Raw genomic sequence first — 26,072 nt, forward strand, 5'->3', positions numbered from 1 at the left:
TTATCGTTGACCTCGATGCCATACTGGTACAAGAAGTAGTACCAATGGAGGAGGGGTGGCCATGGCTATCACCGCAAGTGAAGCTCGCAAGAACCTGTTCCCGCTGATCGAGCAGGTCAACGAAGACCGCACGCCGGTCGAGATCACTTCCCGGCGGGGCGATGCAGTGCTCATGTCCCGAGCTGACTACGACGCGCTTGAGGAGACTGCTCACCTCCTGCGGGTGCCCGCCAACGCACGACACTTGATCGAAAGCCTTGCCCAGGCGCATGCGGGGCAGCGCGACGAGCACGACCTCATTCGATGAGGCTGGTCTTCACGCCGAACGGGTGGTCGGACTACACGTACTGGTTGGCAGCCGACCGGCAGACACTCAAACGGCTCAACCGCCTCATCGACGACGCGATGCGCGACCCCGTCAGCGGAATCGGTAAGCCCGAACCACTGCGACATATGCTGGCGGGTGCGTGGTCCCGACGGATCACCGAGGAGCACCGCCTGGTGTACCTGGTCGACGGCGACGACCTGATCATCCTGCAGGCACGCTTCCACTACAGCTGACCAACTCATCTGCCGCGGTGTGCGAGGGCAGCCTTCGGCTCCGGTGTCTTCGAGCACGCCCGCCCTCCATTGCCGCGCTCAGGGTTGGGCGAGTGACTGCTGCTCGACCCGGGGTGATGGCTCGACGCGTTGGAGCGAGGCGATTTGAGGGGTGGTCACTGCTGTAAGCGGCGATGTCACGGGCCGAGTAACGAGTTGGTCGTCACCACAAGCGGCACCCCGTCCTTGCTCCTACCCTCGGCGTACACCCCGACCACCACAGGTTGTTGGGCGCCGAGAGGGGAAAGATCCTGATCTGGAGCCGGCATCTCCGTCAGCCGATACTTTGACGTCATGCGATACAAGGTTGTTGAGCTGCGCGAAGGACTTCTCGGCGGAAAGATGTCTGGGAGCAAGCTGGAGAAGATCCTCAACGAGGAGGCGCGAGGTGGCTGGACGCTCAAGACCATCACGTCCGTCGACGTGAAGGGACGAATTGGCCCTGGCGGCGTGGAAGGTGTGCTGGTCGTCTTCGAGAGGCCGGAGTAGAGGCCTTCCCTCGGGCCGAGTGTCAGGCGTTGCGCAGCGTGATATCGCCCGACGCCGTGGTCACCCTCACCGTGATGAAAGGGGCCCCCTCTGCCGGCTGGCCGGCCGGCTCTAGGCGGGCGTCCAGGTCCCCGCTGGTCGACCGGACGTCCTGCCAGATCGGAACGCCGGTCGGCAGGCCGACGCTGACGTCGCCGGACGCCGTCCGCAGAGTGAGGGCGGCGCCGTCGAACAGCGCCACGTCCAGGTCGCCTGACCCCGTTCCGGCGGTCAGCGTGCCGGAGGAATGCCGCACCCGGACGTCGCCGGATCCCGAGCGGACCTGCCCGTCGGCGTGGATGCGCCCGGCCGTCACGTCACCCGACCCGGTGGCCAGCAGGGCCTCGTCGGCCTCCTCGATCGTGACGGCACCCGACCCGGTCCGGAGCTTCACCCGTGCCGAGCGCCCACTGACCACGACGTCCCCGGACTTTGATTCGACCTGTACGGACGCGCCCTCGGGCACCACGGCGGTGACCGTCACGCCACGGGCCCGCGCGTCGCCCAGCGAGAGGCTCATGAAGCCGAGGTCGATGGCGAGTCCGCGGCGCCCCGACTGCTCGGCGAGGAGGGGTGGCACGCGCACTCCGACGACGTTGCCGGCCGTCGAGAACTCGACCTGGCCGAGGTCCGCCTCGTCGTGGCATGCCACCTCGATCGTGCACGTGTCGGTGGCCTCGTGCCGGACGGTGACGTCGGCAGCCTGAACCCACACCTGAAGCGTCGTCACAGCGGATGCAGGGAAGGTCGCGCGGCGAAGTGTTGCGGTGGCGCTCATGGTGGTCCCCTCTCAGGCCCAGCCGGTGATCCGGCGATCGGTGCGGACGCCGGGGCCGCGGCCTGCAACCCCGGTGAGATGGGCGCGGACCGCGTTGACGATCCAGGTGTTGAGGGACAGTCCGGCGGCGTCCGCTGCGCTGTCCGCCCTCGTCTTGACTGACTCCGGCAGGCGGAGGGTGATGCGGGCCGTGCCGTCCGTGTCGCCCTCGGGGAGTGCCAGCGTGGGCTCCTCCGCATCCGCCGAGCGATGGTGCTGTACCCACCACACCGGGTCCCGGCCGTCCATGCGCACCTCCACGACGTCCCCCAGTTCAGCGCTGAGTGACGCCGCCGCGTCGGTGAGCGTCTCGACCAACCGCAGCCGCAGGGCGGGCTCCAACGCGGCCAACAGGCGCTCCGCGACGCTGCGGGTGTGATCGTCGGCCAGCGCGGTGGCCTTGGCGAGGTCGCCTCGGAGCGCATCCAGATAGGGATCGAGGTCCATGACTCCATTATGACACTGCCGTGGTGTCATATCAAGCACCATCTCGCACCAAGCTGGCTGGAGGGCTGATCGGGGGTCGGGGAGTTGCCGGCGTGGGAAACCGTGACGCCCGTCGGGGCGTCCGAGGGCCAGGTCGGTTCTCGGTAGCATGGCGCGCATGCGTTACGTCTCCACCCGCGACACCACCGGCCTGCCGGGCAGGCCGTTCAGCGACATCCTGCTCGAGGGCCTCGCCGCCGACGGTGGGCTCTACCTGCCCGAGACCTACCCGACGGTGTCGCAGGAGACGCTGGGGGAGTGGCGCACCCTGCTGGCCGGGAAGGGGTACGCCGCGTTGGCGTTCGAGATCGTGCGGCTGTTCGTCGACGACATCCCGGAGGCGGACCTGCGCGGCATCGTCGAGCGGGCCTACGAGCCGGCGAAGTTCCTCGATCCCGCCGTCGTGCCCGTGACCCGGCTGAGCGACGGGCTGTGGCTGGCCCACCTGAGCAACGGCCCCTCTGCGGCGTTCAAGGACATGGCCATGCAGCTGCTGGGCGAGCTGTTCGCCTACGAGCTCGCGCGCCGCGGCGAGACCCTCACCATCGTCGGCGCCACCTCTGGCGACACCGGCTCCTCGGCCGAGTACGCGCTTCAGGGCAAGCCGGGGGTCCGGGTCTTCATGCTCTCGCCCCGCGGCCGGATGACCGCGTTCCAGCAGGCGCAGATGTTCTCCATCGACGACCCGGCCATCGTCAACATCGCCGTCGACGGGGTCTTCGACGACTGCCAGGACCTGGTCAAGGAGCTCAACAACGACGCGGCCTTCAAGGCCCGGCACCGGCTGGGGGCCGTCAACTCCATCAACTGGGCCCGCCTCATGGCCCAGGTGGTCTACTACTTCGCGGCCTGGCTGCAGCTGCCTGAGAGCGACGAGCCGATCAGCTTCGCGGTGCCGTCGGGCAACTTCGGCAACATCGCCGCGGGGCACATCGCCCGCGAGATGGGTCTACCGATCCACCGGCTGATCCTCGCCACCAACGAGAACAACGTGCTCGAGGAGTTCTTCCGCACCGGGCGGTACCGGGTGCGCGGCTCGGCGGAGACGCTGGCCACGTCCTCGCCGTCGATGGACATCTCGAAGGCCTCGAACTTCGAGCGCTTCGTCTTCGACCTCATCGGCCGCGACACCGACCGCCTGCGCGGCCTTTTCGTCGACGGCCTTGCCGACGGCGAATTCAGCCTCACCGACAGCCCCGAGTTCGCGGGCCAGCTGGAGCGCTACGGGTTCGTGGCGGGCACATCCACCCATGCGGACCGCCTGGACGAGATCCGCCGGGTGTACGCCGCGGACAAGGTGATGATCGATCCGCACACCGCCGACGCGGTCCACGTGGCGCGGAACTCCGGCGTCGAGGGCCGCATCGTGGTCCTGGAGACGGCGCTGCCGGTGAAGTTCGCCGAGACCATCGTCGAGGCCACCGGCATGGTGCCGCCCCGCCCGCACCGGTTCGACGGCATCGAGGACCTGCCGCGCCACGTCGTCGACCTGCCGTGCGACGCCGACGCCCTCCGCGCGCTGATCGAGGAGCACGCGATTTCGGCCTGATGCCGTTTGGCGGGCCTCCTCCTCGGGTAGGAAGGGGTATGGACGCTTTCGAATTCGTCGGAGACTGGTCCGGTCAGCTGATCGCCACCTCGATCCACGCCGGGCATGGCCTGCGCCCCGAGATCGCGGAGCTGTCGATCCTCAGCGAGGAGGACAGGTTCCGCGAGGAGGACCCCTTCACGGACCGGATCGCCTCCCATGCGCCCGCGCGGGTTCTCGTCCACCGTTCCCGCTTCGAGACCGACCTCAACCGCGTGCGCGAGAAGACCGTCTACCGCCGCCCCGAAGACGCCTGGGGCCTGCACATGTGGTCCCTCGACCCGTTGCCGGACGACGTGGTGGCCCGTTCGCTGGAGGTCTACGACTCCTTCTTCGCCGCGCTGGCGCAGCGTCTCGACGAGGTGGCCGCGCGTGGCCCGTTCGTCCTCTACGACGTGCACTCCTACAACCATCGACGGCACGGAGAGGAGGCCGACGCCGAGCCCTGGGAGGAGAACCCCGAGATCAACCTCGGGACCGGCAGCGTGGACCTCGAGCGCTTCTCGCCGGTGGTCGAGGCCTTCCGCGGCTCCATGCTGGGGCAGGGCTTCGACATCCGCGAGAACGTGAAGTTCAAGGGGCAGAACCTGGCCTGGTGGGTCCACGAGCGCTACCCGGGCGTGGGATGCGTGCTCGCCATCGAGTTCAAGAAGACCTTCATGGACGAGTGGACCGGCGAGCCCGACGACGAGAGGATCGGGTTCCTCGCCGACGCGCTCGCCAGCACCATGGACCCCGTCCTGCGGGCGCTGCCCGATGCCTGAGCCCAACCCCCTGGCCGTCATCGACCGGGCGATCGACCACCAGCTCTCCCAGCTCGGGCAGAGCTTCCGGTTCGTCCTCGACGTCACCCCCGTCGACGCCGACGACGTCAAGGCGGCCTTCCTCGCCGGCGACCTCGACGAGCCGTCGTTCACCTACCGCGACCTCGAGACCGACCCGGAGGTGCTGCAGACGGTGCTCGAGCGGATCGACGTCGGGGCGGTCCAGGACGGAAGTGTCGCGGCGCTGCTCGGCGGCAAGAAGCGCGAGTTGGGGCTGCAGCTGGCGATGCTGCGCGCCCGGGACTCAGCGGACTTCCGCCAACTCAGCGTGGAGCTCTACGGAGGGGTGCGCCCGGACCTGCTCACGGCCGCCGAGGCCGTTCTCGCCCGGGTGGAGCCCCAGTCCTGGGGCGGGGACCGGTTGACGCCCGAGGAGTTCCTGGATCTGGCCCGCGAGGAGATCGACTACTACCGCGCCCTGGAGCCGGACGTGGACATCCACGCCGAGATCCGGCCGGACTCCACGGGCGTGATGGTCTCGGGCAACCTGCTGCTCATCGGGCCCGAGTCGTCGGTCTCGGCCGAACGCGCGACGGCGCTCATCCAGCACGAGGTGGGCACGCACCTGGTCACCCAGGTCAACGGGTCCCATCAGCCGCTCCAGGTGCTCGGGACCGGGCTGTCGGGCTACGACGAGACCCAGGAGGGCCTCGCGGTCCTGGCCGAGGTGGCCTGCGGCGAGCTGACGGCGTCGCGGCTGCGGCAGCTGGCCGGGCGCGTGGTCACGGTGCACCGCATGCTCGGCGGGGCCTCATTCCGCGAGTGCTGGGCCGCGCTCGTCGACGGCGGGTTCCACCCATCGGGTGCGTTCACCACAGTCATGCGGATCTTCCGCTCGGGCGGGCTCACCAAGGACGCCATCTACCTGCGGGGCCTGCTGGACCTCCTTGCCCACCTGCGCCGGGGTGGCTCCCTCGACGCCCTGTTCCTCGGCAAGTTCTCCCTGGTGGACCTGCCGCTCATCGACGAGCTCGCCGCCCGAGGCATCCTCCGGCCCCCCGTGATCCTTCCCCGCTGGTTCGACGACCAGGCCGGGCGCCGGCGGCTCGATGCCGCCTCCCACATCACCGACCCCACCGCACTGATCCAAGGAGTTGTCCCATGAAGATCGGATTCGTCGTCAACGACGTCATGACCGAGAAGCCCACCTACACCACCACCCGCCTCGCCATGCACGCCGCCAACCTGGGCCACGAGGCCTGGCTGATCGGGATGGGGAACTTCGCCTACGAGCCGGACGGCTCGCTCAGCGCACGAGCCCGGGGCGGCGACGGCAAGAACTACCGCTCGCTGGAGCGCTACCTGGAGGACGTCCAGCGCCCCGACGTCGAGGAACGGCTCAAGCTCTCCGAGTTCGACGTGGTGATGCTGCGCAGCGACCCGGCCGACGACGCGCAGGGCTCCGCCTGGGCCAACAACGCGGGGGTCGCCTTCGGGCAGCTGATCGCCTCGACGGGGGTGCTGGTGGTCAACGACCCCGGCTCCCTTGCCAACGCCCTGTCCAAGGCCTACTTCCAGCACTTCCCGGAGGTGGTGCGCCCCCGCACCCTGATCTCGCGCGACGAGGCCCAGATCACCGCGTTCGTGAAGGAACTGGGCGGCAAGGCGGTGCTGAAGCCGCTGCAGGGCTCAGGCGGCAGCGGCGTGTTCCTGGTCAACACGGACGAGTCCCCGAACCTCAACCAGATCATCGAGGCCATCGCCCGTGACGGCTACGTGGTGACCCAGGAGTACCTGGAGGAGGCGAAGAACGGTGACGTCCGCATGTTCGTGATGAACGGCAGGCCGCTGACGGTCAACGGGAAGTACGCGGCGTTCCGCCGGAAGTCCGCTGGATCCGACATGCGCTCCAACATGTCCGCCGGAGGCAAGGCGGTGGCGGTGAAGGTGACCGACGAGATGCTCGCCATGGTGGACGTGGTGCGCCCCAAGCTCGTCGCGGACGGCATGTTCCTCGTCGGCCTGGACATCGTGGGAGACAAGCTCATGGAGGTCAACGTCTTCAGCCCCGGCGGCCTCGGCAGCTGCCAGGCCCTCTATGAGGAGAACTTCGCCGTCCCGATCATCCAGGACCTGGAGCGCAAGCTCGAGATCCGTCGCCACCACCCGGAGCTGACCAACGTCAACCTGGCCACCCTCTGAGCCGGGGGCGCCCCTCGCTCAACCGGTGACGATCTCGATCCAGTTGGCCCCCAGGCCCACGTCGTGGCGCGCCACCTCCGTCAGGGCGCCGTCGGCGTCCGGCCGGTAGAGCGCCACGACACGGTCGATCTCGGAGGCCACCAGCAGGGTGTCGTCCGGGAGCACGACGAAGTGGCGCGGCTGTGCCACCACGTCGGAGTGTGCCGTTGCGGCGCCGAGCGTGCCGTCTGCCGCGACACTGACAGCCGTGATGGTGCCGCGCGTGCGCTCCGCGTTGTAGAGACGTCGGCCGTCGATGCTGAAGTGGAGGTCGGAGCACCAGATGAGGTCCTCCTCGCGCGGCTTGGCGCCGAAGCGGCTGTGCGACAGGCCACGATCCGTCGGGATGGCCGTCACCGCCTCAGCCGCCACCAGCACCCCGGTGGACGGGGAGCGGTCGTAGCGCAGCACCTCTCCGGAGTACTCGGTGTTGACGTACAGCGAGGTCCCGGCGTCGTCGAAGATCAGGTGCCGGGGTCCCGAGCCCTCCGGGGCAGGGGCGACGGGCGGGTCCAGCGGCGTGAGCGCGCCGTCGTCGCCGACGGCGAACTGCGCCACCAGATCCTCGCGGAGCGAGACGAAGTAGGCGAACCTGTCGTCGGCGCTCAGCTGCACGCTGTGCATGTTCTGCCGGGGGATGGGTTCGCCGACGGGGGTCAAGGACCCGTCCTCGCCGACGCGCCAGGCCTCACCCAGGTGGTCGTGGTAGGACGCGCTGTACAACAAACCGCCGTCGGAGGACAGCGTGAGGTACACCGACGCCCCGTGGGCGGGGTAGCTGCCGAGGGTCTCCAGCGATCCGGAGGGATCCAGCCGTAGGACTGTGACTCCCCGGGGCTCGCTGGTGCCGGCGAAGACGAGCCCGCGGGCCCGGTCCACCGTGAGGGGCAGGCCGGGGGCCACGCGCGTGGTGGCCACCTCGGTCAGGGTGCCGTCGGCCACCCGCAGCGTGGTGATGGTGCCGTCCTTGGAGTTCGCGACGAGGGCGAGGAGAGGTTCCATGGTGGCCAGCCTAGACCGCCGATCCTGCCCCCGCCCGTCGCGCGACTAGGCAGTGAACCGGACGATGTTGTTGAAGATCCAGCCCTTGGACCAGTAATAGACCCGGTTTCCCGCGGAGTCGAGGCGCGAGGTGATGAACGAGCCCCAGATGTAGGCGCGGCAGCCGCCGCCACCGCTCACCGCGGTGTCGCACTCGGTCCTCCACTCGCGGCCGCCGGAGGTCCAGGTGAAGTTCTTCGGCCCAGGAGTGCCGTAACCGCCGAGGGCGTTGCCCACCCACAGGCTGCGCGGGGACGCCTTGTATGTGAGGTTGTTGAAGTACCAGTCCGTCTTCGAGACGAAGGCGCCGTTGACCGAGGTGACCTGCGTGGCCAGGATGTCCGTGCGGCACCGGTCGATCTGCGAGGAGTAGGCCGCGCAGGTGGTGCGCCACTGGCGCCCGTTGTAGGTGTGGGTGCCGGGCGTGGTGTAAACGTCGAACGGCTCCGGTTCCGGCGTGGGCGTCGAGTACACCTCCTCCAGGTTCGGCTCCTCGGTGAAGCGCTGCCCCAGCGGCCCGACGGCTGCCTCCTGGACGATGGTGGCCACCACTGTCCTGACGAACTGCAGCGAGCGGTCCGTGACCGTGGCGCCGGGCGTCAGCGACATCGCGAAGCCCATCGTGCCGAGGTTGAGCACCCCGGCGCCCGACGGAGCCACGTAGTAGGTGAGGTCCGAGAGGCCCGTTCGGTCGGCGCAGTTGTAGGTGCTGTGCGCCGCGATGTGGACCGACGCCGGAGAGGCCGGCCCGGCCTTGTCCACCTCGTGCCCGATGAGGCCGGCGTAGGCGGACCCCTTCGTCGCGCCCGTTCCCCGGAACGCCCAGAAGTCAGGGTTGTACACCACGAGATCCGTCCGCGGGTTGTGGCCGTAGCAGTCGTACATCGAGCCGATGAGCCCCGCCTCGGGATCGGGGAAGGGGTCGGAGCGGAACAGGGTGGTGGTCTCCGGGGAGTTCTTGACCGGGTCGAGCGCCTCCTCGCGATAGGTGGTCACCGTCGTGAAGTCGCCGTTCCAGCGCATCCGCCAGTAGATGGCGTCGGAGCCCAGGAAGATGAGGTTGGTACCGTTGTCGCGCAGCTCCTGCGCGTTCGCCTTCATCTGCACGGTCCAGTACTCGTCGTGGCCCAGCGCCACCAGCGCCAAGGCGTCGTCGAAGGCTGCGCCCCCCCGGTGCAGTCCGGCGTTGGACGTGTAGGACAGCGGCACGTTCAGCGACTCGAGGTACTGGATGAGTCCCAGCTCGTAGTCCCAGATCTTCTGGGCGCCGTTGCCGCTCTCGGGGCGGTGCAGGCTGACGGTTGTGGAGCGGTCGGCGTAGCCGGTGGGGCCCTTGTAGAGCGAGTACTGGCCGAAGTAGTTGTAGGCCGCGTGGTTGCTCGTCGCCGACATCACCACGACGGTCCCGGCGTGGTCGGCCGAACGGATGATGGTCGGGACGTAGCGCTCGCGCCCGAGGTTGTCGGTGAGCTTCGTGAAGTAGACGCCGGGCTCCCAGCCGTCGGTGCTGAAGGTGTGGGTGACGCTCCAGGCAGAGCAGTCGACCGTCCGGTTCGCGGTGGAGCACGCGGGCTGCGCGGTGAGCGGGGCGACGGCCTGGGCCACCAGGGCGGCGCCCGCGCCGTCGTAGTGCCCCATGCGGTAGACGTCCATCTGCACGGTTGCCGCCGTGCCGCGGATCTTGAGGCGCATGTCCTCACCCGGCGCCAGGCTCTCGCCCACCGAGTAGCCGCCGAGGTCCGCCTCGCCCGCGAGGTTCGTGATCCGCCAGGTCGTCGCAGGCACGGCCATCGGAATCACGGCCTGCGGCGCCAGGTCGGTCTGCGGCTCGCCGCTGGTCGACACGGACGGCTCGGCGCCTGCCGAGGGCTCCGGCGACACCGGCGTGGCCGGCTCCGCTGGAGCGCCCGGCTCGACGGTGGGATCGGGCTCGACGGTGGGGGCAGGCTCCGCCGTCGGCGATGCCCCCGGACTGTCGCCCGGATCGGGTGAAGGTGAGGTTGAGGGTAAGGGCGACGAGGGCTCCTCACCCGGCTCCGCGGGCCCCGAGGGGGTGGCCGTGGAGCCGGGCGTTGGCGGCGGCGGCTCGTCCGCCAGGACGGGCACGCCCGCACCGAAAGCGGTGGTGGCTACGACTGCAAGCATGATCAACGCTGATCTCAGGTGTCTCATCATTCCCCTTGGATGAACCTCTGCCACCTGAGACTATCCTCAGGCCCGGCTCAGTTTCAGCCGGACCCGCCGGGCTCGCCCCTTCAGGACTAGGCCCTATGACGTGAAGCGCACCATGTTGTTGAAGATCCAGCCCTTGGACCAGAAGTAGATCCGGTTGCCGGAGGAGCTGAGGCGTGAGGTGATGAAGGACCCGTAGATGTAGACCCGGCAGCCGCCCTTGCCGGTGACCGCCGTGTCGCACTCGGTCTTCCACTGCCGGCCGCCGGAGGTCCAGGTCTCCTCCAGCGGACCGGTCTGGCCGTACCAGCCCAGAGGGTTGGCGGACCAGTCGCTGCGGGGCGAGGCCAGGTAGGTGAGGTTGTTGAAATACCAGTCGGTCCTCGGCACGAACCGGCCGCCCACGTAGGTCACCTGGGTGGCCCGGATGTCGGTGCGGCAGCGGTGGACCTTGCTGGAGTACGGCTCGCATGTGGTGCGCCACTCGCGCCCGTTGACCGTGTGGTAGCCGGGCGTGGCGTACACGTCGACGCCCTGGTCCGGGTAGATCGTCGAATAGTTCGCGGCCTCCACGAAGCGCTCGCCCAGGGGTCCCTGGGCCGCCTCGGTGATGAGGGTGCCGATCACGGTCCTCGCGAAGTCGATCGAACGCTGCGGCGCGGTGGACGACGCGTCGAGCGCGTGCGCCAGCCCCATCGTTCCGAGGTTGACCACGCCGGCCTGGGACGGGGCCACGTAGTACGTGACGTCCGAGACCCCGGTCCGCGAGGTGCAGGGGTAGGTGCTGTGCGCGGCGATGTGCACCGACGTCGGCGACTCGGGTCCCGCCTTGTCCACCTCATACCCGATGAGGCCCGCGTACCGGGTGCCGACGGCGGCGCCGGTGCCCCGGAACGCCCAGAAGTCGGGGTTGGTGACCACCAGGTCGGTGTTGGCGGCCGCTCCGTCGCAGTCGTACTGGGATCCCATCAGCCGGGCCTCCGGGTTGGGGTACGGCTGATCCCGGAACTTCACCGTGGTCTGCTCGCTCTGCACCGGGTCGAGGGTGGCGGACTTGTACGAGATGACGCGGGAGAAGTCGTCGCTCCAGCGCGTCCTCCAGAAGATCGAGTTGGCCCCGAGGAAGACGAGGTTGGTGCCCTGATCCCGCAGCGTCTGCGCGCTGGCCCGCATCTCCACGGACCAGTACTCGTCGTGTCCGAGCGTGACGAGCGCCCGGGACCCCGCAAACTCGGCCGCGCCGCGGTGCAGCGCCGCGTTGGTGGTGTAGGAGAGCGGCACGCCCAGCGACTCCAGGTGCTGGATGACGCCCAGTTCGTTGTGGATCAGCTTCTCGGCCCCGGATCCCTCGCCAGGGCGGTTGAGGCTCACGATGTACGCGCGGTCGGGGCCACTGGGCCCTACGTACAGCGAGTACCCGCCCATCGAGTTGTACGCGGCGTGGGTGCTGGTGGCCGACATGATGGTCACGGCCCCGCTGTGCGAGGTCGACCGCACCGTGGTCGCGTCGTAGCTCTGATTGCCCTGGTCGTCGGTCATCCGGGTCAGGTACAGACCGGGCTCCCAGCCGTCCGTCGGCACGGTGTGCGTGACCGTCCACGCCGAGCAGTCCACCGTCCGGTCGATCACCGTGCACGCCGGCTGAGGTGTCAGCGGCACGTCGGCAGTCTGATGCGCCAGGCTCGCGCCGAGACCGTCGTAGTGGCCCATCCGGAATGTCTCGATCGTCACCGTCGCGCCGGTGCCGGAGATCTTGAGCTGCAGCGGCTCGCCGGGCGCGATGCTCTCGCCCATCGCGTAGCCGCCTAGTACCTCCGGGCCCACCGGCTTACTGAGCGTCCAGTCCGCCGTGGGCCCCAGCGTCGTCACCGCCGTCGGAGGATCCTCGCCTGTCGCGGTGGTGGCCGAGGCCACCAGGATTGCCGTGCTTGTCACCAGCGCCATTGCCAGTTTCCCGAACATACGACCCCCTCGTTCGTTCGCTGTTCGGATCGTATCGAAGCGATGCACCGCTGTATTGAACGGGGCGAATCTGCATCGCCGCCGGACGAGCCAAGGTTGAGCGGAGGTGGCTCAAGGAGACTTGAGCCCACCGGGCTCATGTGCTTAACTTGAGTCAACTCGGCTCAAGGCCCTGACTCAGACTTGTCTCCTTAGGAGGAACCCCCATGGCTCGTGCAGTAGGTATCGACCTCGGCACCACCAACTCCGTCGTCGCCGTCCTCGAGGGCGGCGAGCCCACCGTCATCCCCAACGCGGAGGGCGCCCGCACCACCCCGTCGGTCGTCGCGTTCTCCACCTCCGGCGAGGTCCTCGTCGGCGAGGTGGCGAAGCGCCAGGCGGTGACCAACGTGGACCGCACCATCCGCTCCGTCAAGCGCCACATGGGCACTGACTGGAAGAAGACCCTCGACGGCAAGGACTACCGCCCCCAGCAGATCAGCGCCTTCGTGCTGCAGAAGCTGAAGCGTGACGCGGAGGCCTACCTCGGCGAGTCCGTGACCAACGCCGTCATCACCGTGCCCGCCTACTTCGGCGACGCCGAGCGCCAGGCCACCAAGGAGGCTGGCGAGATCGCGGGCCTCGTGGTGGACCGCATCATCAACGAGCCCACCGCCGCGGCCCTGGCCTACGGCCTGGACAAGGGCGACACCGAGCAGGCCGTGCTGGTCTTCGACCTCGGCGGCGGCACCTTCGACGTGTCTCTCCTCGAGATCGAGGGCGGCGTCTTCGAGGTCAAGGCCACCAAGGGTGACCCGCGCCTCGGCGGCGACGACTGGGACGCCGTCGTGGTGGACTGGCTGGCCACGCAGTTCAAGAACAAGCACGGCGTGGACTTGGCCAAGGACAAGATGGCCCGCCAGCGCCTGCAGGAGGCCGCCGAGCGCGCCAAGATCGAGCTGAGCGCCGCCTCAGAGACCTCGATCAACCTGCCCTACATCACCGCGTCCTCCGAGGGCCCGCTGCACCTCGACGAGAAGCTCACCCGCTCCGAGTTCCAGCGCATGACCCAGCACCTGCTGGACCGCTGTCGCGCGCCGTTCAACGCGGTGATCTCGGACGCCAAGACCTCCGTCGACAAGATCGACACCGTCCTGCTGGTCGGCGGCTCCACCCGCATGCCCGCCGTCGTGGACCTGGTCAAGGAACTCACCGGCGGCAAGGAGCCCAACAAGGGCGTCAACCCCGACGAGGTCGTGGCCCTGGGCGCGTCCCTGCAGGCGGGCGTCCTGAAGGGCGAGGTCAAGGACGTGCTGCTCCTCGACGTCACCCCCCTGAGCCTCGGCATCGAGACCAAGGGCGGCGTGATGACCCGCATCATCGAGCGCAACACCACCATCCCGATCAAGCGCTCCGAGGTGTTCACCACCGCCGAGGACAACCAGCCCGCCGTGATGATCCAGGTCTACCAGGGCGAGCGCGAGTTCGCCCGCGACAACAAGTCGCTGGGCAACTTCGAACTGACCGGCCTGCTGCCGGCCCCCCGCTCGGTCCCGCAGATCGAGGTCACCTTCGACATCGACGCCAACGGCATCGTGCACGTCGGCGCCAAGGACCTGGCCACCGGCAAGGAGCAGTCGATGACGGTGACCGGCGGATCCGCGCTGGCCAAGGAGGACATCGACCGCATGGTGCGCGACGCCGAGTCGCACGCCGAGGAGGACCGCAAGCGCCGCGAGGCCGTCGACATGCGCAACGAGGGCGACGCCCTTGTCTTCCGCACCGAGAAGCTTCTGGCCGAGCATGCCGATACCATCGGCGAGGACGTCAAGGCTCCGGTCGTGGAGGCCACCGAGGCGCTCAAGGAGGCCCTGAAGGGTGAGGACAACGATGTGGTGAAGACCGCCATCGACGACCTCAACACCAAGGCCGCCTCGATGGGCCAGGCCATCTACGCCGCGGCGCAGGCGAAGCAGGCACAGGAGTCGGCCCATGCCGAGTCCTCCACCGATTCCGCCCAGGAGGGTGAGGACGACGTGGTCGAGGCCGAGATCGTCGATGAGGAGAAGGACAACAAATGACCGATTCGCAGTTCGTACCGGACGGCGAGGCTGTGGGTGAGGGCGTCGAGGAGACGCCCTCACCCGAGGCCTTTGACCCGGCTGAGGGCGTGGAGCTCCTGGAGGCCGTCGACAAGGTGGCTGAGCTCGAGGCACTCGTCGCGGAGAGGACCCTGGACCTCCAGCGGGTGGCTGCCGAGTACGTCAACTACAAGAAGCGCGTGGACCGGGACCGCGACCTCGCCCGCCAGTCAGGCGTCGAGGCCGTCGTCAACGACCTCATGCCGGTGATGGACCACATCGAGTTGGCCAAGCAGCACGAGAGCCTCGAGGGCGGCTTCCGGATGATCGCCGAGGAGTTGCAGAAGGTCGCGGCCAAGCACGGGCTGACCGCGTTCGGCGCGGTGGGGGAGGCGTTCGATCCCAACCTCCACGAGGCGCTCATGGCGGTGCCGATGGAGGAGCCCGTCGAGGTGGTCACCATTTCGCAGGTCATGCAGCAGGGCTACCTGCTGGGCAGCCGTGTGGTGCGTCCCGCGCGGGTCGCGGTGGCCAATCCCTGATCGCCCGGCACTGAGCCGAAAGGAGATGAACGACTAGATGAGCACGAAGGACTGGCTCGAAAAGGACTACTACAAGGTCCTCGGCGTCTCCAAGAGCGCCAGTGCCGATGAGATCAAGAAGGCGTTCCGGCAGATCGCCAAGGACAACCACCCGGACCAGAACCCGGACAACCACGCCGCCCTGGCCAGGTTCAAGGAGGCCTCGGAGGCCAACGCGATCCTGAGCGACCCCGAGAAGCGCAAGGAGTACGACGAGGCCCGCAGCCTGTTCGGTGGGGGCTTCAAGTTCGCGCGTCCGGGTCAGGGCGGCCCCTCGGGGTTCGAGGATCTGCTGCGCAACGCGCAGGGCGGGCAGGCCAACGCGGGATTCGGCGACCTCTTCGGAGGTCTGTTCGGTCAGCCGGGGGCCACGCGCCGCGCCACGCAGCGCGGGCCCCGTCGGGGCGCCGACATCGAGGGGGACGTCGCCATCACCTTCGAGCAGGCGGTCGAGGGCGCGACGGTGACCATGCGCACCATCTCCGATCAGCCGTGCGCCTCGTGCCGGGGCACCGGCGCCAAGGCGGGCTCCCTGCCGCGGGTCTGCCCGCGGTGCGAGGGCTCCGGCATGCAGTCGTCCCAGACGGGCGGCGTGTTCCAGCTGAGCGAGCCCTGCACCGAGTGCCTGGGCCGTGGCCTCATCGTCGACAACCCCTGCCCGGACTGTGAGGGCTCGGGCCGGGGGCGCTCCGCCAAGACGATGCAGGTGCGGATCCCCGCCGGCGTCAACGACGGCCAGCGCATCCGGCTCAAGGGCAAGGGCGCGGCGGGCGAGAACGGGGGGGCGGCAGGGGACCTGTACGTGTCGGTCACCGTCAAGCCGCACCGGCTGTTCGGCCGGGCCGGCAACAACCTCACGCTGGAGGTCCCGGTGACCTTCGCCGAGGCGTCACTCGGCGCTGAGATCACCATCCCCACGCTCAGCGGCACCAACGTGAAGCTCCGGATCCCGCCGTCGACCCCCAACGGCCGCACGATGCGGGTCCGCGGGAAGGGCGCACGGAAGTCCGACGGCACGATGGGTGACCTGCTGGTCACCCTGAGCGTGCAGGTGCCCGACGACCTGAGCGACGAGGCCAAGCGGGCGCTGCAGGAGTACGCGGAGAAGGCGCACGAGTCCAACCCCCGCGCCTCCCTCTTCGGCGGGTGAGCGACATGACCAGCCTTCCCCAGCTGTTCGACGTCGACGCGGCCGTGTTCCCGGTCTCTGTGGCCGCCTCCCTGGCGGACATGCACGCGCAGACCCTGCGCGGGTACGACCGGCTGGGCCTCGTGGTGCCGCAGCGGGCGCGGGGCCGCGGACGGCGGTACTCGTTGCGTGACGTGGCGAAGCTGCGTCACGTCCAACACCTGAGCCAGACCGAGGGCATCAACCTGGAGGGCATCCGGCGCATCCTCGCGCTGGAGGCCGAGGTCGAGGGCCTGAGGGACCAGGTGGACCGGCTCACCGACACCATCCGCCGCCTGCAGACGCACGAGGCGGCCATGCGCTTGTTCACCGCGGAGTCCTCCGGGGCCGTCCACGCCGGACGGTTCCGCCCGGGCCGCCGCCTGGCGCTGCCGCCCTCCTTGCCGCCCTCCGCGGCCGGCTGAACCGCCCCTGCCCAGGGTCGGCCCCGGGCACATTTCAGGGGTCTCCCCCCTGTGCCGGGCGACGATGCGCGGCACACTGGAGGGAGAGGCGGGGACACCCGCGGGAAGGACCATGCAGCCATGACCGATCACGAGCACAACGAGGTTCCGACGGCCACCTTCGTGGACGCCGAGGACACCAAGGACTACGAGCCCGAGCACGAGCAGGTGGTGGAGGCCGAGCGCGCCGAACAGTCCGAGAAGGCCGGCGCCGAGAACCTGGGCGAGAACATCGTCAAGGCGGCCACGGAGGCGGCCTATGCGGCCGTCGGGTTCGTCGGCTTCGTCGGGGACAAGGCGAAGAGCTTCTACGAGGAGCAGCAGCGCCAGTACGTCGCGACCCACCCCGACACCGAGGCCACCGAGGGCTCGAAGGCCTTCCTGGCCCAGATGCGCGAGCAGATGAACAAGCTCGTCGAGGAGCTGACGAAGGGCTACAAGGACATGGTGGAGCGTGGCCGCGACTCGCGCCACGACGCGCCCGCCGCGCCCGCCTCCCCCGTCGAGGAGCCTGGGCAGCCCGCCTCCTAGACTGGGCCAATGTCCGACGAACTGATCCCTCACAAGCGCCTCCGCGCCGGAGATGCCGACCGTGACGCGGTGCTGACGGTTCTGCAGCGCGCGCACGCGGAGGGCCGCCTGAGCGTCGAGGAACTGGGGGAGCGGCAGGATGCAGCGCTCCAGGCGAGGTTCATCGACGAGTTCGAGGGGCTCGTCGACGACCTCCCTGAGGGCATGGGGCTGGCCACCCGCCCGGGTGGCCAGCCCGCCGTGCTTCCGGCAGCCGGGCCGCCCGCCGATGCTTCCACCGCCCCGTTCACCTTCACGGTCCTGACCGGCAGGGACGTGGACGTGGCGCCCGGCACGAGTTACTACCGCAACTTCGCATGGTGGGGCGGTGACGACATCCACCTCGACGACGTGATGGGGCCCGGCGTGGTGCTCACCCTCGAGCTCTCCGCCGTCATGGCCGGCCACGACATCTTCGTCCCCCCTGGCGTGCGGGTGATCGACGAGTCCCTCGCCGTCATGGCGGGCAACGACATCGAGAGACAGGCCAGGGGCGACGGCGCCAACGGCACGCTGATCCTCAAGGGCTTCCTCTTCTGGGCGGGCAACGACGTGAAGCTGTCGCGCCGGCCCCACCGCTGAAAACGCTCCTTGTCAGCTTACGACTTCACAGCTTCGAGGCCACTGTGCGGCACTTCCGCCTGCGGAGGGCGTGAAATCCGCAAGACAGGATTTGCGTAAAGGCATGGTTAGGCTAACCTAACCGTCGTGAGCATCTCGTCGCTGCTGGAGAAGGCCCAGTTCCGGATCGCCAAGGCCAAGGCCCGGGGCGCCATGGCCGCCATGCCGGAGTCCGTCGGGCACCGGCTGTTCGAGGCCGAGGTGGTCGCCGTCGGATCCCCCTCCGTCTCCGTCCGCCGGATCACTCTGAACGCCGAGGAGTTCGCCGGCTACGGCACCGTCGCGGCCGACGAGTTCTTCGGGCTCCTCATGCCCGGCCCCTCCGGCCGCCTGGTCCTCCCGGACCCGGACCGCGTCAACATCCGCGCCGCCGTAGCGGACCTCCCTGAGGAGGACCGGCCGGTGCTGCGCTGGTATACCGTCCGCAGGCACGATCCCGCCGCCCGCACCGTCACCGTCGACATCGTCACCCATGGCACGGCCGGCCCCGGCTCGGCCTGGGCGCTCGAGGCCGCCCCCGGGGACCGCGTCGGCTTCAGGCAGTGCGGCGCGCTGTTCCTGCCCGGCGCCGCCACCCGGCTCTGCTTCGTCGTCGACGAGACCGCCGCGCCCGGCCTGGCCGCGATCATGGAGTCCCGCGACCTGGATCCGAACTGCCGGATCATCGTCGAGACCTCGGACCCCGCGCACCTCACGCCGCTGCCCTGGCACCCGGGGCTCACTGTCGTCAGCCGCGACGGCGCCGCGCCCGGCGACCGCGCCCTGGCGCTGCTGCGCGAGCTCGACACCTCGTCGTTCGACTACTTCTACCTCTGCGGGGAGAGCGACCTCGCTGCCTCCTGCCGTCGCCTCCTCGTCACCGAGCGCGGCGTCGACAGGCAGCTGGTGCTGTTCTCCGGCTACTGGAAGCTCGGCCAGGCACGCGTCTGACCGTCCCTACCCTCAAGGAAACCGATATGTCCCTCCTGTCCCGCATCGCGGGCGCGGTTGCCGCCGCGCTCGCGCTCAGCGCCTGCTCCACCGGCCCCGCAGCCACGACCGTCCCGGACGCCGCATTGTCCGCGGCCACGTCCTCCTCCGCGACCGCGACCGACGCGTTCCCCGTCACCGTGACCCACGCCCTGGGGGAGGCGGTCATCGAGGCCGAGCCCACCCGCATCGCCACCATCGGCTGGACCGACCACGAGACGCTCGTCTCGCTCGGCGTCGTGCCCGTCGGGGCGGTCGAGATCACCTGGGGCGGCAACGAGGCGGGCTCCACCGACTGGTTCGACTCCGCCGTCGCCGAGCTGGGCGGCGAGCAGCCCACCCGTTACGACGACTCGGCCGGCGCCCCGATCGAGCAGATCGTGGCCCTCGAGCCCGACCTGATCCTCGCCACCAACTCCGGCCTCACGCAGGAGGAGTACGACACCCTGAGCAAGGTGGCCCCCGTGGTCGCCTACCCCGAGGCACCGTGGTCCACCTCCTGGCAGGACTCGCTGGAGCTCGTGGGGCAGGCCGTCGGCCGCAGCGACAAGGCCGCCGAGGTCGAGGCCGAGACCACCGCCCTCCTCGAGAAGGCCGGCGCCGAATACCCGGAGATCGCCGGCACCAGCGCGGCATGGCTGTGGTTCGCCGCCGCCGACTACTCCAAGTTCGGCCTCTACACCGCCACCGACGCCCGCCCACGCTTCCTCGACGCCGTCGGCTTCGAGACCCCCGCGATCGTCACCGAGCTCAGCGACGGCGCCCCCGGCCAGTTCTCCGTCGACGTCTCCGCGGAGCGCGCCTCGGAGTTCGACGCGGACGTCATCGTCTTCTACGTCGACGACTCGGTCACCCTCGACGGACTCCAGGCCGCGCCGCTCATCCAGGACCTGCCGGCGCTGAAGAGCGGCGCCTACGTGGCCTCGGGGGACCCGGCCCTCGCGCTGCCGCTGTCCAGCCCCACCCCGCTGAGCATCCCCGTCGCGGTGGAGAAGTTCCTGCCGCTGCTGGCGGAGGCCGCCGCGAAGGTCCAGTGACCCTCCCCCGGGCGGCCGGCGGCCTCATCGCCGTCGGCTGCCTGGCCGTGGGGGTGCTGGCCTCCTTCGCGTTCGGCTCGGTGGGCGTGCCGGTGGGCGACGTCGTGGCGTTCCTCACCGGCGGCGAGCCCGCCACCGCCGCGATCCTCGCCGCGCGCGTGGACCGGACCCTGGTGGGTGTGGTCTGCGGGGCGGCGCTCGCGCTGTCCGGGGCCATCCTCCAGGGCGTCACCCGCAACCCTCTGGCCGACCCGGGGCTCCTCGGCATCAACGCCGGGGCCGCGCTGGCGGTCGCGCTCGGGGTGGTCACGGGGGTGGGAGCGTCCCAGAGCACGGTGGTGGGCCTCAGCCTGCTGGGTGCCGGCGCCGCCGCGACCTTCGTGGCGCTGCTCAGCCGAGGCCGCCCCGACCCCGTCCTCCTGGTGCTCCTCGGCGCCGCCGTCACCGCCGCCTGCCTGAGCGCCGTCTCGGCGGTCACCATCCGCAACCAGGCCGCGCTCGAGGTGATGCGCTTCTGGCAGGTGGGCTCCATCGGCGGCCGCGGCCTGCCCCTGCTGTTGCCATCGCTGCCGGTCCTGCTCGCCGGCGCCGCGCTCACCGTCTGGGCCGGCACCACCCTCAACACGCTCGCAGTGGGCGACGACCTCGCCACCGCCCTCGGCACACGCCTGGGCCGCACCCGGGCCGCGCTCACCACCGGGGCGGTGCTGCTGGCCGCCGGGTCGGTGGCCGTCGTCGGCCCGATCGGGTTCGCCGGCCTCGTGGTGCCGCACATCGTCCGCCTGCTGATGGGCCCGGACTACCGCGTCGTCATCGCCGGGTCCCTGCTGCTGGGGCCGGTGCTGCTGCTCGCCGCCGACATCATCGGGCGCGTGGTCATGCCGCCCGCGGAGATCTCCGCCGGGCTCGTGGTGCTGCTCCTCGGCGCGCCGGTGCTCGTGGCGCTGGTGCGCAGGTCGGTGCACGCATGACCGCCGCCGCCCTCCGTGCCGCGACGGTGCGCCGCCGTCGCCTGGTCCTGGTGGCCGTGGCGGTGGTGACCGTCGGGCTGTTCGTCGTCCGCGCGCTGCTGGGCGACTACCAGATCGCCGCCGTCGACGCCGTCCGGATCCTGCTCGGCGCCGACCTCGGCCCGGCGAGCTTCATCTTCCTGGAGACCAAGCTGCCCATCGCCCTGGTGGCGCTCGCCTCGGGGATGGCGTTGGGCGGATCGGGCGCCGCGTTCCAGTCCATGCTGCGCAACCCGCTGGCCAGCCCGGACGTCATGGGCGTCACGCTGGGGGCCAGCGCCGCCGCGGTCGCCGGCCTAGTGGTGTTCGGGCTCAGCGGGGCGCAGGTCACGGCCGCCGCGTTCGCCGGCGGGCTCACGGTGGCGCTCGGCATCTTCGTGCTCTCCGGTGGCGCCCACTCGGCGTCGAACCGGATCATCCTCATCGGCCTCGGCCTGGCCTTCGCGCTGCAGGCAGTCATCCACTGGGTGCTCATCCGCGGCAGCGTCTACCAGGCCCGCGACGCCATGCGCTGGCTCGGCGGCAGCCTGAACGGGGTCAACTGGGACGGCGTCAGCCGCATCTGGGTGGCCGTCGCGGTGGGGCTGCCGCTGCTCCTGCTGCTGGGGCGTCCGCTGCGGCTGATCGAGGTGGGCGACGACCTCGCGGGCGGGCTCGGCGTCCGGGTGTCGCGGGTGCGGCTCGCGGTGCTGCTGGTTGTGGTGCTGCTCACCGCCGCGGCGACCTCGGTGGCCGGGCCGATCGCCTTCGTCGGCCTCCTGGCCGGGCCGATTGCGCGTCGGCTCAACGCCGGCCGTTCGTCCCTGCCCCTCGCCGCGCTGGTCGGCGCCGCCGTCGTCGTCGGCGCGGACCTGCTCGGGGACGCCCGCTGGCCGTGGGGGCCCCTTCCGGTGGGGATCATCACCGGGCTTCTCGGCGCCCCCATGCTGGTGGCGCTGCTGCTGCGTTCGACCTCGGAGGAGGAGATCCATGGGTGAGCTCATTGCGCGCTCGGTAACGCTGGGCTACGGGGACCGCGTCGTCGCGCGCGGCCTGGACGTTGAGGTGCCGGCCGGGCGGATCACGAGCATCGTCGGCCCCAACGGCTGCGGGAAGTCCACGCTGCTGCGCGGGTTCAGCCGGCTGCTGGCGCCGTCGTCCGGGCAGATCCTGCTCGACGGCGACGACGTGGCCACGCTCCCGGCGCGCGAGCTGGCGCGCAGGCTGGGGCTGCTGCCGCAGTCGCCGATCACGCCGGAGGCGATGACGGTCGCCGAGCTGGTGGGTCTGGGGAGGCACCCGCACCGGGCGATGCTCGGCGGGTGGTCGCGGACGGATCAGGACGCCGTCGACGAGGCCCTCGCGATGACCCGGACCGCGGAGCTGGCCGGGCGGCGCGTGGATCAGCTGTCAGGGGGGCAGCGGCAGCGGGTGTGGATCGCCACGGTGCTCGCCCAGCGCACCGCGACCCTCCTGCTCGACGAGCCCATTTCGTTCCTCGACATCGCGCGAGCTGTCGAGGTGCTGGACCTCGTCGTCGACCTCAACGCGCAGCGCGGCACGACGGTGGTGATGGTGCTGCACGACCTCAACCTGGCCGCCCGCTACAGCGACCGGTTGATCGCGATGCGCGACGGCGCGATCGTCGCGGCGGGCGCGCCGTCGGAGGTGGTGACGGAGGACCTGGTCCGCGACGTCTTCGGGGTGCCGAGCCGGGTGATCCCGGACCCGGTGTCGGGCACGCCGCTGGTTGTCCCGATCGGCCGCCACCACGTGCAGCCATAGAGAGGTGGAGCTTCGAGGTCTCTGCTAGTTCCCGCGCTCGACCAAGGCGGGCGCCGAGGCGTTTAGGATGCGCTCATGAAGCATCAGGGGTCGCTTTCGGAGCCGAGAATCAGGCGATTCGCGTATCCGCGTCTTCGTCACACGGGGACGCCCATTTCGGAGGCGATGGCAGCCTTCATGGGCACGACCGGGTTCATATACTGGATGGCCGCAGTTCTTGTGACGTGGGTCTTGTGGAACACGCTACTGCCGTCTACCCTGCGGTTCGATCCCTATCCGTTTCAGTTCCTGACCCTCATGCTGTCGGTACAGGCGTCGTTCTCCGCACCTCTCATTCTTCTCGCTCAGTACAAGCAGGAGGCAACGGACCGCGCTCAAGCCCAACTCGACAGGTCGAAGCTCGACCAGAGCCGGGCGGATACAGACTTTCTGGCGCGAGAACTCATGGATGTTCGGACTTCCGTCACGGGGATGGCCACGCGGCAGTACATTTCAAAAGAGCTTGAGAGAGTGGAAGAGCGCTTGTTGGCATCAATGCAGACGCTGGCCGGCGCTGTCCGGGAAGACGAGAGGGGAACATAGTTAGGCGCTTCTTGGTTGGCGCGATTTCGATGGCATTGGCATGGGGCTGGTCCGGTGCTGGGCTCGCTGCGCAGGCGGCGGTTGCCGAGCCGTCCTGCGCCGCCTGGGTCACGACCAATACCAACTGGCTCGGGACCCAGTACACCGGTCACGCAAGCTGTCCCAATGGGCAACGCGTCAGAGTCAAGCTCCGCTGCTATTCATCAGGGACGCTGATCTCCACGGTCTACGGGTCGTGGACGACGGGCGTGTCAACGGCGGTGTGTACAAGGGGCTGGACCGGAGTGGCAACCTTCGAGGTGTGAGGGTCAAGACTCCTCCCGAGTCCCCGTTGCCCTGGATACGTGAGGGCCCCCGCCATGCGGCGGGGGCCCTCAACTGCGTGCAGTTCGGGACTCAGATCATCGGGGTGGTGTGCCAGATGCGCTGCAGGTAGTCGCGCATCGAGCGGTCCGAGCTGAAGTAGCCCGTGCGCGCGACGTTGAGGATGGCCGAGCGGGTCCAGGCCTTCTCGTCGGCGTACTTCGCCTCCACCTTGGCCTGCGCCTCCATGTAGGGCTGGAAGTCCGCCAGCGCCATGAAGCGGTCCTGATGCAGCAGGTTGAACACCACCGAATCGAAGGTGTGCGGGTCGCCGTCGCTGAACTCGCCCGAGAGGATGAGATCCAGGGCCGCCTTCAACTCCGGGTTGGACTCGTAGTAGGAGCCGGGGTTGTAGCCCTTGGCGCCCAGCTCCGCGACCTCCGGCTCCACCATGCCGAACAGGAAGAAGTGCTTGTCGCCCACCAGCTGGCGGATCTCGACGTTGGCGCCGTCGTCCGTGCCGATGGTCAGCGCGCCGTTGAGGGCGAACTTCATGTTGCCGGTGCCCGAGGCCTCCATGCCGGCCAGCGAGATCTGCTCCGACAGGTCCGCCGCCGGGATCAGCTTCTCGGCCAGGGTGACGTTGTAGTTGGCCGGGAACGCCACCTTGAGGCGACCCTCGAGCCGCTCGTCGGCGTTGACCTTCTTCGCCACGGAGTTGATCAGGTGGATCGTGTCCTTGGCCATCCGGTAGCCGGGGGCGGCCTTCGCGCCGAACACGACGGTGCGCGGGGTCAGCTCCGAGGCGGCGATCTTGCCCGAGACCACCTGCTCGTACAGCGAGACGATGTGCAGGACCTTCAGCGACTGCCGCTTGTACTCGTGCAGGCGCTTGACCATGACGTCGAGCATGTGGCCGGCCGGCAGTTCGATGCCGTCGCGCTGCTGCAGCAGGTTGGTCAGGCGCTTCTTGTTCCACGCCTTGACGGCGCGGAACCGGTCCTGGAACTCGGGGTCGTCGGCGTAGGGCTCAAGCTCCTTGAGGCGCTCCAGGTCGGTGACCCAGCCGTGGCCGATGTAGTCGCTGATCAGCTCGGCCAGCTTGAAGTTGGCCATCCGCACGAAGCGACGGGGCGTGACGCCGTTGGTGACGTTGGTGAACTTGTCCGGCCAGAGGGCGGAGAAGTCCGGCAGCACCTTGTCGCGCAGCAGCTGCGAGTGCAGCGCGGCCACGCCGTTGACCTTGGTGCCCGCGACGGTGGCCAGGAAGGCCATGCGGACGCCGCGCTCGGGGTACTCGGCGATCATCGACATGCGACGGGCGCGCATCTCGTCGCCCGGGAACGCCTTGCGGACCTCGTCGAGGAACTCCTCGTTGATCCGGAAGATGATCTCCAGGTGGCGGGGGAGCAGGCGGCCGAGGAGGTCCGTGGACCACACCTCGAGGGCCTCGGGCAGCAGGGTGTGGCAGGTGTAGGCGAAGCAGGACCGGGTGACCTCCCACGCCTCGTCCCACTCGAAGCCCTTCTCGTCGATCAGGACGCGCATGAGCTCCGGCACCGCGATGACGGGGTGGGTGTCGTTGAGCTGGAAGATGATCCGCTCCGACAGGTTGTGCAGGTCGAAGCCCTCCTCGAGCTCGTTGGTGAGGAAGTCATGCAGGGAGGCGGCCACGAAGAAGTACTGCTGCTGCAGGCGCAGCTCCTTGCCCTGGGGCGTGGAGTCCTCGGGGTAGAGCACCTTCGAGATGTTCTCCGCGAAGGTCTGCGCCCGCACGGCCTGGGCGTAGTCGCCGGCGTTGAAGATCTGCAGGTCGAAGGCCTTGGTGGCCGACGCGCTCCACAGGCGCAGCGTGTTGACGCGGCCGTTGAGGTAGCCCGGGACCATGTAGTTGTAGGGGACGGCGAGCACGTTCCAGGCGGGGACCCAGCGGGTGCACTCGCGGCCGTCGTCGTCGAGGTAGGTCTCGGTGTGACCGCCGAAGTCGACCTGGACGGCAGCCTCGGGGTGCGGGAACTCCCACGGCGAGCCGAGTGCGAGCCACGTGTCCGGCTGCTCGACCTGGCGGCCGTCGACGAAGGTCTGGCGGAAGATGCCGTACTCGTAACGGATGCCGTAGCCGATGCTCGGGACGTCCATCGTGGCCATGGAGTCGATGAAGCAGGCGGCGAGGCGGCCGAGGCCGCCGTTGCCGAGGCCGGGCTCCACTTCCTGGGCGCGGAGGGTGGCGATGTCGATGCCGCACAACTCGAGGCCCTGCCTCGCGATGTCGCTCAGGTCCGTGGCCAGCAGTGCGTTGCCGAGCTGGCGCCCGAGGAGGTACTCGGCTGACAGGTAGCCGATGGTCTTGACCTTGGCCTCGCGGGTCTTGCGGTTGGTCTCGAGCCAGCGGGCCATCAGGTAGTTCTTGACGGTGCTGGCGAGGGCCAGGTACTGGTCGTTGACGCTGGAGCGCGACAGGGTGACGCCCTGGTTGGTGTTGAGTTCGTGGAGGAACTCCTTCACGAACCCGTCGACGGAGAAGGGCGGCGCGCCGACCGGTGCGGTGGCGAGGGGGTGCGTCGGGGTGGACGCGGGACCGTACGTGCGGGTGTCGGTGTTGGGCGTCTCGTCGGCGGGCAACGGGCGTCCATGCAGCGCTGTATCTGGCATGGCGCACACATTAGTTGAGCCGCGGTGGAAACCCCCAAACCGTTTGTCTCGGTGACGTGTCAGGTTGGTAACGATTCCATAACGCCAAGCCA

General features: G+C 69.4%; 25 protein-coding genes. 19 read left to right on the forward strand and 6 right to left on the reverse strand.

Translation table 11 applies throughout. From position 1 onward, the window contains the following. The first annotated feature begins 61 nt into the window (after window positions 1-61). The 3 genes from ACX1D3_RS05395 to ACX1D3_RS05405 all read left to right on the forward strand — a co-directional run bounded on the left by ACX1D3_RS05395 (window position 62) and on the right by ACX1D3_RS05405 (window position 1,089). On the forward strand, window positions 62-307 hold the full coding sequence (locus ACX1D3_RS05395) for a type II toxin-antitoxin system Phd/YefM family antitoxin (protein WP_458995957.1): 246 nt from the start codon (window positions 62-64) through the stop codon (window positions 305-307). Continuing rightward, entirely contained in the window at window positions 304-561 is a 258-nt protein-coding gene (locus tag ACX1D3_RS05400) for a Txe/YoeB family addiction module toxin (protein WP_458995958.1), read from the forward strand. Before ACX1D3_RS05395 ends, ACX1D3_RS05400 begins: the two co-directional genes overlap by 4 nt. A 333-nt stretch (window positions 562-894) precedes the next feature. Then, window positions 895-1,089: a DUF4177 domain-containing protein gene (locus tag ACX1D3_RS05405; protein ID WP_458995959.1), complete on the forward strand. Its 195-nt coding sequence runs from the start codon at window positions 895-897 to the stop codon at window positions 1,087-1,089. A 22-nt stretch (window positions 1,090-1,111) separates the two neighbouring features. Here the strand turns inward: ACX1D3_RS05405 and ACX1D3_RS05410 are convergent, their stop codons facing one another. Both ACX1D3_RS05410 and ACX1D3_RS05415 read right to left on the reverse strand, forming a co-directional pair. Continuing rightward, window positions 1,112-1,906, reverse strand: a complete 795-nt coding sequence (locus tag ACX1D3_RS05410) for a DUF4097 family beta strand repeat-containing protein (RefSeq protein WP_458995960.1) — start codon at window positions 1,904-1,906, stop codon at window positions 1,112-1,114. A 12-nt stretch (window positions 1,907-1,918) separates the two neighbouring features. Beyond that, window positions 1,919-2,392, reverse strand: coding sequence for a toxin-antitoxin system HicB family antitoxin (locus ACX1D3_RS05415; protein ID WP_458995961.1), 474 nt, complete (start codon window positions 2,390-2,392; stop codon window positions 1,919-1,921). Between the two features lie 157 nt (window positions 2,393-2,549). Here ACX1D3_RS05415 and thrC point away from each other — a divergent pair, with 157 nt between their 5' ends. The 4 genes from thrC to ACX1D3_RS05435 are packed head-to-tail and all read left to right on the forward strand — an operon-like array spanning window position 2,550 to window position 6,985. Next, window positions 2,550-3,980, forward strand: a complete 1,431-nt coding sequence (gene thrC, locus ACX1D3_RS05420; RefSeq protein ID WP_458995962.1) for a threonine synthase — start codon at window positions 2,550-2,552, stop codon at window positions 3,978-3,980. A 38-nt stretch (window positions 3,981-4,018) separates the two neighbouring features. Further along, entirely contained in the window at window positions 4,019-4,783 is a 765-nt protein-coding gene (locus ACX1D3_RS05425; protein ID WP_458995963.1) for an N-formylglutamate amidohydrolase, read from the forward strand. Further along, entirely contained in the window at window positions 4,776-5,948 is a 1,173-nt protein-coding gene (locus ACX1D3_RS05430; RefSeq protein WP_458995964.1) for a peptidase MATCAP family protein, read from the forward strand. Before ACX1D3_RS05425 ends, ACX1D3_RS05430 begins: the two co-directional genes overlap by 8 nt. Next, window positions 5,945-6,985 (forward strand): glutathione synthetase, encoded by a 1,041-nt coding sequence (locus tag ACX1D3_RS05435; RefSeq protein WP_458995965.1) that lies wholly within the window; start codon window positions 5,945-5,947, stop codon window positions 6,983-6,985. The genes ACX1D3_RS05430 and ACX1D3_RS05435 overlap by 4 nt, the downstream gene beginning before the upstream one ends. Before the next feature lie 18 nt (window positions 6,986-7,003). On the opposite strand, the gene ACX1D3_RS05440 is transcribed toward ACX1D3_RS05435, so the two are convergent. The 3 genes from ACX1D3_RS05440 to ACX1D3_RS05450 form a co-directional block, all read right to left on the reverse strand. Then, window positions 7,004-8,026 carry a lactonase family protein gene (locus tag ACX1D3_RS05440; RefSeq protein ID WP_458995966.1) on the reverse strand — a complete coding sequence of 341 codons (1,023 nt, stop codon included), beginning with the start codon at window positions 8,024-8,026 and terminating at the stop codon, window positions 7,004-7,006. A 45-nt stretch (window positions 8,027-8,071) separates the two neighbouring features. Then, window positions 8,072-10,210, reverse strand: a complete 2,139-nt coding sequence (locus tag ACX1D3_RS05445) for a N,N-dimethylformamidase beta subunit family domain-containing protein (protein WP_458995967.1) — start codon at window positions 10,208-10,210, stop codon at window positions 8,072-8,074. A 123-nt stretch (window positions 10,211-10,333) separates the two neighbouring features. After that, the gene (locus ACX1D3_RS05450) at window positions 10,334-12,172 is read right to left on the reverse strand and encodes a N,N-dimethylformamidase beta subunit family domain-containing protein (protein WP_458995968.1); all 1,839 of its coding nucleotides are present in this window, start codon (window positions 12,170-12,172) and stop codon (window positions 10,334-10,336) included. Between the two features lie 233 nt (window positions 12,173-12,405). Between ACX1D3_RS05450 and dnaK the strand changes: the two genes are divergently transcribed. The 12 genes from dnaK (at window position 12,406) to ACX1D3_RS05510 (ending at window position 23,025) form a co-directional block, all read left to right on the forward strand. Then, a complete protein-coding gene (gene dnaK / locus ACX1D3_RS05455) occupies window positions 12,406-14,259 on the forward strand; it encodes a molecular chaperone DnaK (protein WP_458995969.1) in 1,854 nt (617 codons plus the stop codon). Continuing rightward, window positions 14,256-14,801 (forward strand): nucleotide exchange factor GrpE, encoded by a 546-nt coding sequence (locus ACX1D3_RS05460; protein WP_458995970.1) that lies wholly within the window; start codon window positions 14,256-14,258, stop codon window positions 14,799-14,801. The genes dnaK and ACX1D3_RS05460 overlap by 4 nt, the downstream gene beginning before the upstream one ends. Window positions 14,802-14,838: 37 nt before the next feature. Continuing rightward, the gene (gene dnaJ / locus ACX1D3_RS05465; RefSeq protein WP_458995971.1) at window positions 14,839-15,990 is read left to right on the forward strand and encodes a molecular chaperone DnaJ; all 1,152 of its coding nucleotides are present in this window, start codon (window positions 14,839-14,841) and stop codon (window positions 15,988-15,990) included. A 5-nt stretch (window positions 15,991-15,995) separates the two neighbouring features. Next, the gene (locus ACX1D3_RS05470) at window positions 15,996-16,433 is read left to right on the forward strand and encodes a heat shock protein transcriptional repressor HspR (RefSeq protein WP_458995972.1); all 438 of its coding nucleotides are present in this window, start codon (window positions 15,996-15,998) and stop codon (window positions 16,431-16,433) included. Between the two features lie 120 nt (window positions 16,434-16,553). After that, window positions 16,554-17,003 carry a hypothetical protein gene (locus tag ACX1D3_RS05475; protein ID WP_458995973.1) on the forward strand — a complete coding sequence of 150 codons (450 nt, stop codon included), beginning with the start codon at window positions 16,554-16,556 and terminating at the stop codon, window positions 17,001-17,003. 9 nt (window positions 17,004-17,012) lie between these two features. Continuing rightward, window positions 17,013-17,624, forward strand: a complete 612-nt coding sequence (locus tag ACX1D3_RS05480) for a DUF1707 SHOCT-like domain-containing protein (protein ID WP_458995974.1) — start codon at window positions 17,013-17,015, stop codon at window positions 17,622-17,624. A gap of 126 nt (window positions 17,625-17,750) precedes the next feature. Further along, window positions 17,751-18,593 (forward strand): siderophore-interacting protein, encoded by an 843-nt coding sequence (locus ACX1D3_RS05485; protein ID WP_458995975.1) that lies wholly within the window; start codon window positions 17,751-17,753, stop codon window positions 18,591-18,593. A gap of 26 nt (window positions 18,594-18,619) precedes the next feature. Beyond that, the gene (locus ACX1D3_RS05490; protein ID WP_458995976.1) at window positions 18,620-19,669 is read left to right on the forward strand and encodes an iron-siderophore ABC transporter substrate-binding protein; all 1,050 of its coding nucleotides are present in this window, start codon (window positions 18,620-18,622) and stop codon (window positions 19,667-19,669) included. Beyond that, window positions 19,666-20,640, forward strand: coding sequence for a FecCD family ABC transporter permease (locus ACX1D3_RS05495; RefSeq protein ID WP_458995977.1), 975 nt, complete (start codon window positions 19,666-19,668; stop codon window positions 20,638-20,640). Before ACX1D3_RS05490 ends, ACX1D3_RS05495 begins: the two co-directional genes overlap by 4 nt. After that, window positions 20,637-21,656 (forward strand): FecCD family ABC transporter permease, encoded by a 1,020-nt coding sequence (locus ACX1D3_RS05500; RefSeq protein WP_458995978.1) that lies wholly within the window; start codon window positions 20,637-20,639, stop codon window positions 21,654-21,656. Before ACX1D3_RS05495 ends, ACX1D3_RS05500 begins: the two co-directional genes overlap by 4 nt. Beyond that, window positions 21,649-22,443 (forward strand): ABC transporter ATP-binding protein, encoded by a 795-nt coding sequence (locus tag ACX1D3_RS05505; RefSeq protein ID WP_458995979.1) that lies wholly within the window; start codon window positions 21,649-21,651, stop codon window positions 22,441-22,443. Before ACX1D3_RS05500 ends, ACX1D3_RS05505 begins: the two co-directional genes overlap by 8 nt. Before the next feature lie 75 nt (window positions 22,444-22,518). Continuing rightward, window positions 22,519-23,025 (forward strand): DUF1003 domain-containing protein, encoded by a 507-nt coding sequence (locus ACX1D3_RS05510; RefSeq protein WP_458995980.1) that lies wholly within the window; start codon window positions 22,519-22,521, stop codon window positions 23,023-23,025. 396 nt (window positions 23,026-23,421) lie between these two features. Here ACX1D3_RS05510 and ACX1D3_RS05515 read toward each other — a convergent pair whose 3' ends face one another. After that, window positions 23,422-25,980 (reverse strand): glycogen/starch/alpha-glucan phosphorylase, encoded by a 2,559-nt coding sequence (locus ACX1D3_RS05515; protein ID WP_458995981.1) that lies wholly within the window; start codon window positions 25,978-25,980, stop codon window positions 23,422-23,424. Window positions 25,981-26,072 lie beyond the last annotated feature (92 nt).

The sequence above is a fragment of the Tessaracoccus yangjingae genome, assembly GCF_054483935.1.